Annotated in this window: 8 protein-coding genes; all 8 read left to right on the top strand. The window is 65.8% G+C overall.

The features are described 5' to 3' along the window. The first annotated feature begins 9 nt into the window (after window positions 1–9). The 8 genes from AO501_RS37805 to AO501_RS07480 all read left to right on the top strand — a co-directional run bounded on the left by AO501_RS37805 (window position 10) and on the right by AO501_RS07480 (window position 9904). A complete protein-coding gene (locus AO501_RS37805) occupies window positions 10–816 on the top strand; it encodes a hypothetical protein (protein WP_269435168.1) in 807 nt (268 codons plus the stop codon). Window positions 817–849: 33 nt separating this feature from the next. Further along, window positions 850–2379: a type VII secretion protein EccB gene (eccB, locus tag AO501_RS07510; RefSeq protein ID WP_055577133.1), complete on the top strand. Its 1530-nt coding sequence runs from the start codon at window positions 850–852 to the stop codon at window positions 2377–2379. Further along, window positions 2376–6584, top strand: coding sequence for a type VII secretion protein EccCa (gene eccCa / locus AO501_RS07505; protein ID WP_055577132.1), 4209 nt, complete (start codon window positions 2376–2378; stop codon window positions 6582–6584). Before eccB ends, eccCa begins: the two co-directional genes overlap by 4 nt. A 75-nt stretch (window positions 6585–6659) precedes the next feature. Next, window positions 6660–6956: a PE family protein gene (locus AO501_RS07500; protein ID WP_055577131.1), complete on the top strand. Its 297-nt coding sequence runs from the start codon at window positions 6660–6662 to the stop codon at window positions 6954–6956. Between the two features lie 23 nt (window positions 6957–6979). After that, complete coding sequence (locus tag AO501_RS07495; RefSeq protein ID WP_055577130.1) at window positions 6980–8146, top strand: PPE family protein; 1167 nt, start codon at window positions 6980–6982, stop codon at window positions 8144–8146. 131 nt (window positions 8147–8277) lie between these two features. Next, a complete protein-coding gene (locus tag AO501_RS07490; RefSeq protein ID WP_055577129.1) occupies window positions 8278–8574 on the top strand; it encodes a WXG100 family type VII secretion target in 297 nt (98 codons plus the stop codon). A gap of 45 nt (window positions 8575–8619) precedes the next feature. Further along, window positions 8620–8910, top strand: coding sequence for a WXG100 family type VII secretion target (locus AO501_RS07485; RefSeq protein ID WP_055577128.1), 291 nt, complete (start codon window positions 8620–8622; stop codon window positions 8908–8910). Window positions 8911–8992: 82 nt separating this feature from the next. Beyond that, window positions 8993–9904: an ESX secretion-associated protein EspG gene (locus tag AO501_RS07480; RefSeq protein WP_055577127.1), complete on the top strand. Its 912-nt coding sequence runs from the start codon at window positions 8993–8995 to the stop codon at window positions 9902–9904. Window positions 9905–10107: the final 203 nt, after the last annotated feature.

Genomic DNA, 10107 nt, shown 5'->3' with positions numbered 1-10107 from the left:
GGTGCGGGGGTGATTCGCGATCAGGCGCGGGCGGCGGGTGCGGCGGTGGGTCCGTTGGGGTCGTCGCCGGCGGGGGTGCGGATGGTCGTGGCGACGATGGATGAGCATTTGGCGGCGATGCAGCGCCAGTTGCAGGTCACTACGGAGCAGAACCGGGTGTTGGCGTTGCGGTTGCGGCAGTTGGCGACGGCGTATCGGGGCATGGGCGGCGGTGGGATGGGGGGGTTGTCGTCGATGCTGTCGGGGATGGGTTCGTTGCCTTCGTTTGGTGGCGGTGGCGGTGGCGGTGGTTTGAGCGGTTTGAGTGGCCTGGTCGGTTTGCCGACCTCATTGATGGGCCGCAGCTTCACTGGCCCTGGCCCTGGCGGTGGTGGTGGCTCGGCGGGTGGCGTGGTCGGCCGTTCGGTGGGTGGTGAGCTGGGTCCGGGTGTGGCCTCGGAGAAGGGGCTGCAGCGGGACACTATTCTGGCGGCGCGCGCGGTGTCAGCGGCGTTCCCGGAGATCCGCACGATTGGCGGGGTCCGACCGGATTCGCTGAAGTGGCATCCCAATGGTCAGGCGATCGACGTGATGATTCCCGATCCGACCTCGGCGCACGGTAAGGCGCTCGGTGATGCGGTGATGCGTTTCGCGATGGCGCACCGCCAGCAGTTCAACATCAATCACGTGATTTGGCAGCAGACGATCCACAACCCGGACGGTTCGTCGAGTTTGATGGAGAATCGGGGTTCTGCGACGCAGAACCATATGGACCATGTCCATATCGCGACCAATGGAGGCGGGTTCCCGCACGGCGGCGAGTCCTACCGGCTGTGAGCGTGGCAGAAGTAATCGAAAGGCATTGCTAAGATGGCTGATTCGGCCGACGAAACGAAAGCGGCGGCCTCTGCGCGTGGCCGCGGATTAGGGCTGTCAACGCGCCTTCAGGTATCAGGGCACATGTTCTTTGCGCGTCGTGCGGTGTCGGCGATGACGCGCCGCCAGGTGCGCATGGAGACCGAGCCGGGCCGCCGACAGTCGATGGCGGTGCTGGCGGGGGTGACGTTGACAGCCGTGTTGTGCATTGGGGCGCTGTTTTGGTCGTTTGTGCGCCCGGCGAGTTCGGCGGGGACGTCGCGAATCCTGGCGGATCGGAATTCGGGCGCTTTGTATGTGCGGGTGGGCCAGAAGCTGTATCCGGCTTTGAATTTGGCGTCGGCGCGTCTGATAGCGGGGGAGCCGGCGACACCGGATCTGGTGCGCCGCAGCGAAATTGATGCGCGTCCGCGTGGGGCGCTGGTGGGTATTCCGGGTGCGCCACAGGAGATGTCGCCGGTGTCGCCGGCGCGTTCGTCGTGGCTGGTGTGTGATGAGGTCACCAAGGCGTTCGGCGCTGGGGCGCCTGAGCCGGTGGCGGTGACGGTCATTGATGGGCAACCGGATCTGGGCGGGCGGCGGCACGTGCTGGGGGCTGAGGAGGCTCTGGTGCGGCGCTACGGCGATCAGGTGTGGCTGGTCCGCGACGGGCGGCGTTCGTTGGTCAATCGCAGTGCGCGGGCGGTGTTGTTGGCCCTTGGGCTGGGTGAAGATGCGTTGTCGGCGGCGCGGCCGATGAGTCGGGCGTTGTTCGATGCGGTGCCGGTGGGTCCGGAGTTGTCGGTGCCGGTGATCCCTGCTGCGGGGTCCCCGGCGCGGTTTGTTGATGCGCCGGGGATGGTGGGTGCGGTGATCGCGACTCCACAGGTGGGCGGGCAGACGGCGTATTCGGTGGTGCTGGCAGATGGTATCCAGCCGATCTCGCCGGTAGTGGCGCAGGTGCTGCAGAACGCGGGGGCGTCTGCGCCGGTGGTGGCTGGAACTGTGTTGGCGAAGCTGCCGGTGGTGAACTCACTTGATTTGTCAGCGTTTCCGCCGGCACCGCCGCATGTGGTGGACAGTGCGCTCAATTCGGTGGCGTGCTGGCAGTGGCAGAAGGTGAGCGGGGAGTCGCTAGCGAGTACGTCGGTGATTACCGGGACCAGCATTCCGGTCGCTGAGGGGCGCGCAGATCAGGTGGTGGAGTTGGTGAAGGGCCCGGAGTCGGCGGTGCAGGCCGATCGGGTGTTCTTCGGGCCGGGGTTCGCCAATTACGTCGTGTCGACAGGTAGTGCGGTCTCGTCGTCGACGGCGGAATCGCTGTGGTGGGTCTCGGAGTCGGGGGTGCGGTTCGGGATACCGCGCGAAGACGACACGTTGCGGGCGTTGGGGTTAGACCCGAAAAGCTTTGGGCCTAGTCCGGCGCCGTGGCTGGTGTTGCGTCTACTGGCCCAGGGTCCGGTGCTTTCGCGCGCGGATGCATTGGTGCGCCATAACAGTTTGCCGGTTGATTTCAGTCCTGGGCAGTTGGAGGTCCCGAAGTGAAGTTCGCGTTCGCGCGTCAGGAGCCGGCCTCACCGCCGGTGTTGAAGCCGGTGCCCATCGAGTTGCCGACGCCGCTGAAAGTTCCCGCCCCGCAGGGGAAACCGTTGTGGACGGTGGCACTGATCATCGGGTTGATGGCGCTGGTAGGCGGAATGGTGTGGATGAGCTTTGCTAGCGGTGCGCGTTCGTTCACCGGTGCGGGGTCGCTGTTTCCGATCGTGATGGTCGGTGGGTTGTTTGCAATGTTGTTCAGCGGCCGGGGTTCTCAGGACATGTCACGCGCGAAGCTGGATGCGCTGCGGGCTCGGTTTTGCTTGATGATCGATGGGCTGCGGGGGACGGCGGCGGCTGCTGCGGACAGCCTCGATGAGCATTACCGCTGGTATCACCCGGCGCCGGGGACGTTGGAGGCCGCCCTGGGCGGGGTGCGGATGTGGGAACGTAAGGCTGATGGCTCAGATGGCTGGTTCGGGGTGGCCCGGGTCGGTGTGGGGATGACCAGTCTTCAGGAGGCGGGCGCCGCCCAGTTCAGTGAGCCCCAGGATATGCCGACCGATATCGAGCTCGAGCCGGTCACGGGAAAAGTCCTGCAGGAGTTCGTGCGATATCAGACGGTGGCTTATGGGGTTCCGGCCCTGGTGTCGCTGATGGTCGAGCCGGGTTATGAGCTGTGCGGACCGCGGGAGCGGGTGTTGGCGTTGATGCGGTCGATTCTGTGCCAATTGGTGTTTGCGCATGGTCCTGATCATCTGCGGGTGGTGGTGGTCACTAGTGATGTGCACGAGTGGGATTGGGTGAAGTGGCTGCCGCACGCTGGGGATCGTGTGATCGAAGATGGTGCCGGTCCGCTGCGTCTGGTGTATGGGTCGGTGAGCGATTTCGTGGAGGCTCAGGCTGATGCGATGGCGTTGCGGTCACGGGGAGAATTCGCGATCAGACATGGGGCCGGTAAGAGCCCGATCGACCCGCTGCCGCACACGGTGATCGTGTGTGATGTGCAAGGGGGGTGGGAGATCTTCGGCAGTTCCGCTGGGGTTAATGGGTTGACGTTCTTCGACGTCTGCGGCTTGGGCCAGGTTCCGGCGTGCGGGCAGCCCGCGAGGGTGCTGCATGTGCGCCAGGATGCGGTGGTGATGGCGGTTCCGCGTGACCCGATGACTTGGGAAGCCGAGCCGGGCGCGGCCCGGTTTTTCGCCGTGGCTGATCAGATGAGCCGCGATGAGGCTGAGGTGTTCGCAGAGCGGATGGCGCGGTGGCGCTTGGCCGAGGCCTATGAGTCGATCGCGGTGAATTCGGCGGCTCGGTTCATGGCGCGAGACATCCTGGCCTACTACGGGATTGATGACCCGGCCAGCATTGATTTCGAGCAGTTATGGGGCGCGCGTGGTGATATCAATTCCGCGCAGCGCCTGCATGTGCCGATCGGTAACCGCACCGACAACAATGAGCTGCTATTCGTCGACCTCAAGCAGGAAGCTGAGGGCGGGATGGGTCCGCACGGGGTGATGGCGGGCTGGACCGGTTCGGGCAAGACGACGATGCTGCGCACATTGATCGAGTCGTTGATGTTGGGTCATCCGCCCCAGAATCTGCAGTTTCTGCTCGCTGACCTCAAGGGCGGGGCGGGTGTCAAGCCTTTTGCCGGGGTCCCGCACGTCGCGCAGATCATCACCGACCTCGAAGAGGACCAGAACCTGTTGGACCGCTTCGTCGAGGCGCTGTGGGGTGAGATCGCGCGCCGTAAAGCGTTGTGCGACTTAGCCGAGGTCGATGACGCCAACATGTACAACAGGAAGCGGGCGGATCAGTTGGCGCGCGGGGATGCTGATGTGCTGGCGCCGTTGCCGGTGCTGATGGTGGTCATCGATGAGTTCACCGAGTTGTACCGGATGTCTAGTGAGGTTGAAGAGGCGTTGTGGCAGATCTGCCGACAGGGTCGTTCGCTGTGGATTCATCTGCTGATGGCCAGCCAGGAGATCGGTAACCGCGCAGAGAAGCTGATGGGACAGATGGGTTATCGGCTGGCGCTCAAGCTCAAGACGACGAGTGCGGCGGTGCAGATCGGAGTGCCGAACGCGACGCGGCTCAAAGGCAATGGGCAATGCTATCTGTCGTTCGGTGATGACGGTTCTCTGACGAAGTTCCAGGGCGAGTATTTGTGGCGGGAGTACCGTAAGCCGGGCACTGAGGATTTCACCGACGAGAGCGACGCCGGGGCGGCGGTGGTGAATTACTTTGCGCCGCAACTGTTCGGCGCCGACTTCACCCCGCTGCCGCTGCCCGATGACCTCGACGACGACGCGGGTGGCCACGACGTCGATGACGACGAGCCGGCCCAGCCCGCACGCGACGAGGCCACCGCGGCCGCCGAGGGGGTGCTGATGCGCCCACAGGTGGGGACAGTCATCATTGATGCGCTGCGCCGGGTCGGCTTTGAGCCCTACCGGTTGTGGCAGCCCCCACTGGATGCGCCGTGGAGCATCGAGCGACTCGTCGATGCGTACCTGGGGCACCGGTGGGATGAGCAGTACGCCGCGCGTCCGAATCTGGTGTTCCCGATCGGGGTGGTGGATCGGCCGTTCAAGCATGACCAGCACCCGCTGCTCGTTGACGTCTCGGGGGCGGGTGCCAATGTGGTGATTCTGGGCGCTCAGGGTTCGGGGAAAACGACAGCGTTACAGGACCTTATCTGTGCGGCGGCGATGACCCATACCCCCGAGCAGGTGCAGTTCTACTGCTTGGCGTTCTCCTCGGCGGCGCTGGGCACGGTGGCGGGTCTACCGCATGTGGGTGGGGTCGTGCAGGCTCTGGACAGCGACGGAGTGCGACGCACGGTGGCTGAGATAGCCGAGCTGCTGGCAAGACGTAAACGCAGCTTCGAGGCGGCCGGGGTGATGTCGATGGAGGTGTTCCGGCGGCGCAGATCAGCTCAGGAAACCGGGACCGTCCCCGACGACGGCTACGGTGACGTGTTTCTGGTCATCGACAACTATGCGGCTTTGGACAGTGCCTACGAGGCGCTAATGGACACGGTGGACCGGCTGATCGCCGAGGGCTCGACCTTCGGCATCCACGTGGTGGCTGCGGTGAGCCGGCTTGCCGAGCTACGGGTCAAGGTGCGTGGCGGTTTCGGATCGCGGGTGTGGCTGCGCCCCACCGACATCCACGACGTCACCGATCTACCCAAACCGCGGCTGGCCGCCGCCATTCCCGCGGACCGCCCAGGCCGCGGCATGATCGCTCAAAACTATGTGCGGGCCGGGGTGGAGCCGGTGGGTTTGCACACCCTGATGGCGCGCCCGGCGATACAGGCCAGCGACGCAGAGGATTTCGATTCACGCAGCGTGGCCGAGGCGGTGAGCAGAGTCGCGGGCGGGTTCACCGTGGCGCCCAAGGTGCGGCGCCTGCCGACACGATTGTCGCAGGCGACGCTGGGGGCGCTGGCCCGCGGCGACGACCGCTGGTCAACGTCGATCGTGTGGGCGCTTAGTGAGACCGAGCGTCCGGTGTTCTTGGCCCCGGACCGGCATCTGGTGATCGCAGGCAAGGGCGGGTGCGGGCGCACGACCGCGTGTGCGACGGTGCTCGCCGAGATCGCCCGCCTGTACGCCCTGGATGAGGAGGGCGTGCGGCAGGAACGTCCGGGTGCGCAGGTGTGGCTGGTCGATCCCCGCCGCCAGCTGCACGCCGTGCTGGGCCCCGTCGGTGTGCACCGCTTCGCCTCCACCGTGGACAGCGTGAAGGCCAGGATGGTGGAGCTGGCCGGCGTTCTGGCTGCGCGGCTGCCGCGCGATGATCCTGATGGTGGGGGCCAGATTGCGCAGCGCAGTTGGCAGGGCCCCGAGATCTTCCTGGTCATCGACGACGGCGAGCGCATGCCGGGCGGGTTTGATTCGCCGTTCGCCCCGATCGAGCCGTTTGTGCAAGCCGGCCGCGATGTCGGTTTGCACATCGTCTACACCCATTCGTTCGGAGCGTTCAGCACGCAAACGGGAGCTAATCCGGTGCTGCGGATGTTGCGCACGGCGTTCGAACCGATGCTGATCATGGACTCCGATCCCGACCCCGGTTATGTGCAGGGCCGATGGAAGGGTCACCCGATGGTCGCCGGCCGCGGATTCTTGATGAATAGCGCCGAATCGGGCGAAACGGGAACATACGTGCAGGTCGCGGACACTCAAGTGCCTGGAATTGGTTCTCGCTGACCCGGACATAAGACCAGGGGCACCGTTAGACTCAAGCCAGCAGATTGGTACGTTCGTCGCGTTTTGGGAGGCTGCATGTTTGTCACGGCGCTACCGGCGGGGCTGGAGTCCTCGGCCTCGGGACTGGCCGCGATCGGGTCGGCGGTGGCCGCGGGCAACGCCGCCGGCGCGGCCCCCACGCTGGGGGTGGTGCCCCCGGCACCGGAGCCCACCTCGGTGCTGCTGGCCGCCGCGTTCGGTACCCACGCGGGGGTTTATCAGGTCACCCAGGCGATCGGCTCGGTGATCCATGAGATGTTCGTCGCGACCATGGGCACCTCCGCGGCCACGTATGCGGCCTCTGAGGCCCTCAACGCCGTGGCGATGGTCTAAGCGCCTTTCGCGCCGTAGCACTGATGGTCGATTACGGGGGCCCTCCCGAGTACAACTCGGGACGCATGTATGCCGGCGTCGGTTCAGGGCCGTTGATGGCCTCTGCGGCGGCCTGGCAGTCCCTGGCCGCCGAGTTGGGTTCAGCGGGTGGGGCGTTTCAAGCGGTGATCGAGGCCCTGACCAGCACGGCGTGGCTGGGTCCGTCGTCGATCTCGATGGCGCTGGCCGCCGCCCCCTATGCGGTGTGGATGATGGCCACGGCCGGACAATGCGAGGCCGCGGCCGCGGCGGCATCCGCAGCGGCGGCAGCATTCGAGGCCGCCCGCGCCGGTGTCGTGCCGCCGCCGGTGATCGCCGAGAACCGGGCGCAGCTGGCCACGCTGGTGGCCACCAACTTCATGGGCTTCAACACCCCAGCGATCGCGGCCAACGAAGCCGTCTACGACGGGATGTGGGCGCAGGACAGCACGGTCTTGTACGGTTTTGCCGCCGACGCTGCGGGCGTCACCGGCACGTTGGTGCCGTTTACCCCGCCGCTGCCCAACTCCGACCCAATCGGGCTAGCCGCCCAGAGCGCGGCGTTGGGCCAGTCCGCGGGCAACGCGGCAGGCCAGCAGCCGATGAATCTGCTCAGCAATGCCGGGGGTCTGCCCGCCGGACTCGACGGCCAGACGATGCTGTCGATGGGCCCGCAGTTGGTCAGCGCCATCCCTCAAGTGCTGCAGGGGTTTTCCTCACCGCTGAGCAGCGGGCTGTCGCCGGCCTCGGGCCTGGGCCAGTTCCAGTCGTTGCTGAGTCCGTTTATGTCGATGCTGAGCAATCCCGGCATGCTCGGGGGCGCCACCGGGGCCGCGAGCAGCCTAGGCGGACCCGGCTTGGCGGGCCTGGGTGGGTCTTCCTCAGTCGGGGCACAAGTGGAAGCGATGGCCGGGCGTGCCGGTTCGCTGGGCGGATTGTCGGTGCCGGCGACCTGGACGGCGGGGACCTCCGAAGCGGTCGGTTCGGCGCGGGCAGTGACACCGGTCGCCGCGCCGGGCGGTGCGGCGGCATCGTCGGCTGTTCCCGCCTCAGCCCCCGCTGGCGGCATGTATGGGGGCGCCCCGATGGCGGGCGGGATGGGTGCGCGCGGCGGGGAAGGTGGCGGCGGCCCGCGCTACGGAACGCCGATCAAGGTGCTGCGCCGACAATAGCCGCGAGGCTCGAAAAAATTGCTGGGAAATTGCTTACTGTCGCCGTTGCCGGGGGCCAAAACCGGCTCATAGAATGAGTTCGGAGCAACCGCGAACCAATTCACTGAGCAAATATGAGGGGATTATCAATTATGGCCTCGCATTTTATGACCGACCCGCATGCGATGCGTGACATGGCGGGCCGATTCGAGACCCACGCCCAAACGGTGGAGGACGACGCCCGCAAGATGTTTGCGTCCTCGCAGAACATCTCGGGTGCGGGCTGGAGCGGTTTGGCGTCGGCGACCTCGCTAGACACCATGGGCCAGATGAATCAGGCCTTCCGCAACATCGTGAACATGCTGCACGGAGTGCGGGATGGCCTGATTCGCGACGCCGCCAACTACGAGCAGCAAGAGCAGGCCTCTCAGCAGATTCTGAGCAGCTAACCCAAACCGAACGCCGTTCAATCGAGGTCAGGAGCAACTTCACCCATGTCGATCAACTACCAGTTCGGCGACGTTGACGCCCACGGCGCTACGGTCCGGGCCCAGGCTGCAGCGCTGGAGGCCGAGCATCAGGGGATCGTGCGCGATGTGTTGGCCGCCGGTGACTTCTGGGGAGGCGCTGGATCAACGGCTTGCCAGGAGTTCATCAACCAACTCGGCCGCAATTTCCAGGTCATCTACGAGCAAGCAGGCGCCCACGGCCAAAAGGTGCAGGCCGCAGGGCACAACATGAACAGCACCGACGGGCAGGTCGGCTCCTCGTGGATGTCGGCCTAGGCCGGTCCGGACACCAGCGCGGCGGCACTCACGGGTGCCGCCGCGCTGTCGTGATCACACCGCCACGAGAGCGCAGACCGCGATGAGCAACGCGAGCACCTCACCGACCGACATCACCGTCAATGTGGACGGCCTATGGTTTCTGCAGGCGCTGTTGGGTATTGAACGTCTCGCGCCCGAGCTGCGGGCCCACCCCTACGGCCAGCCCCGTTGTCTGGATTGGCTGAGCACACATCCGGGCCTGGATGTCTTGGTCGGGCAAGGGATCTGTGATGAGGCCGCGGTGGTGCGCGACGATGTCGCCGCCCGCATGAAGGTGCTGGCCGACCCTGACGTCGAGGTCGTCGTGTTGGTGTCGCGCGGGCCAATGAACTGGGCCCCGACGGTGGTGCTGGAGGACCCTTCGACGTGGCGAGCAATCCCCGACGAGCAGTTGCGCATAGTCATGGCACGCTGCGGTGGCCGCTGGGTTGCGGCGGTGCGCGCCGGGGGACACATCACCATCGACGACTGCTGCGCGGCGGACGAAGATACGCTGGCGCGCACGGTCACCGAGGCGCTGGACTCGGTACATCAGGTGGCCCCCGCGCGCATCAGCGCGGTCAATGTGCCCCTAGACGAGATGGTGGCCGCGGTGACCGCGCACGACCAGGGGCCCACGGCCGCGCGCAAACAGGCCCCGCTGCGGGCGGTGGGATTGCGCGGCGCGGCGCTGGTCGAGTTAGAGCAGGCCCTGGCCGAGCCGGTAGCCGAGGCGGTCGTATATGCGCGGGCCTATGTCGATGCCAGCACCGTCAATAGCGCGTCGGTGCTGAATCTGCGCGATACCACCGCAGGCCGCGTCGCGTTGTACCGGCTTAACCCGGCGCCGGGCAGCCGCCAGGAGTGGATGGTGATCGGCCCGGCCGGGCCCGCGCAGATCCGCCACGGCGTGGCCACGGTGCTGGCCAGTGTGGCGATACGATCCTGGGCCACCCATGAACGAATGGTTTGAAAAAGCGCCTCTCTTGCCGACCGTAGAAATAGCGATCGCCCCTGCAGCAAACACTATTCTGCTTCTCAAAAAATATTGATCGGGCGTGGTTTAGCGAGAAGTTGGGCCTTAGGATCAGAAGGATAAGCCCCATGACAAAGGCAGGAAATGACGGACAATTCCGATTTTAGGTCACGCTATCTGCCGCCGCCTGCTGGCGAGCG

Source organism: Mycobacterium gordonae, assembly GCF_001417955.2.
Classification (GTDB): domain Bacteria; phylum Actinomycetota; class Actinomycetes; order Mycobacteriales; family Mycobacteriaceae; genus Mycobacterium; species Mycobacterium gordonae_B.
This window is presented reverse-complemented; position numbering and strand designations above follow the sequence as displayed.

What these genes read in the sequence shown, in the direction of transcription:
- AO501_RS07480 (WP_055577127.1), top strand. Translation starts at nt 8,993, where the DNA reads ATGAGCAACGCGAGCACCTCACCGACCGACATCACCGTCAATGTGGAC.
- eccB (WP_055577133.1), top strand. Translation starts at nt 850, where the DNA reads ATGGCTGATTCGGCCGACGAAACGAAAGCGGCGGCCTCTGCGCGTGGC.
- AO501_RS07490 (WP_055577129.1), top strand. Translation starts at nt 8,278, where the DNA reads ATGGCCTCGCATTTTATGACCGACCCGCATGCGATGCGTGACATGGCG.
- AO501_RS07485 (WP_055577128.1), top strand. Translation starts at nt 8,620, where the DNA reads ATGTCGATCAACTACCAGTTCGGCGACGTTGACGCCCACGGCGCTACG.
- AO501_RS07495 (WP_055577130.1), top strand. Translation starts at nt 6,980, where the DNA reads ATGGTCGATTACGGGGGCCCTCCCGAGTACAACTCGGGACGCATGTAT.
- AO501_RS07500 (WP_055577131.1), top strand. Translation starts at nt 6,660, where the DNA reads ATGTTTGTCACGGCGCTACCGGCGGGGCTGGAGTCCTCGGCCTCGGGA.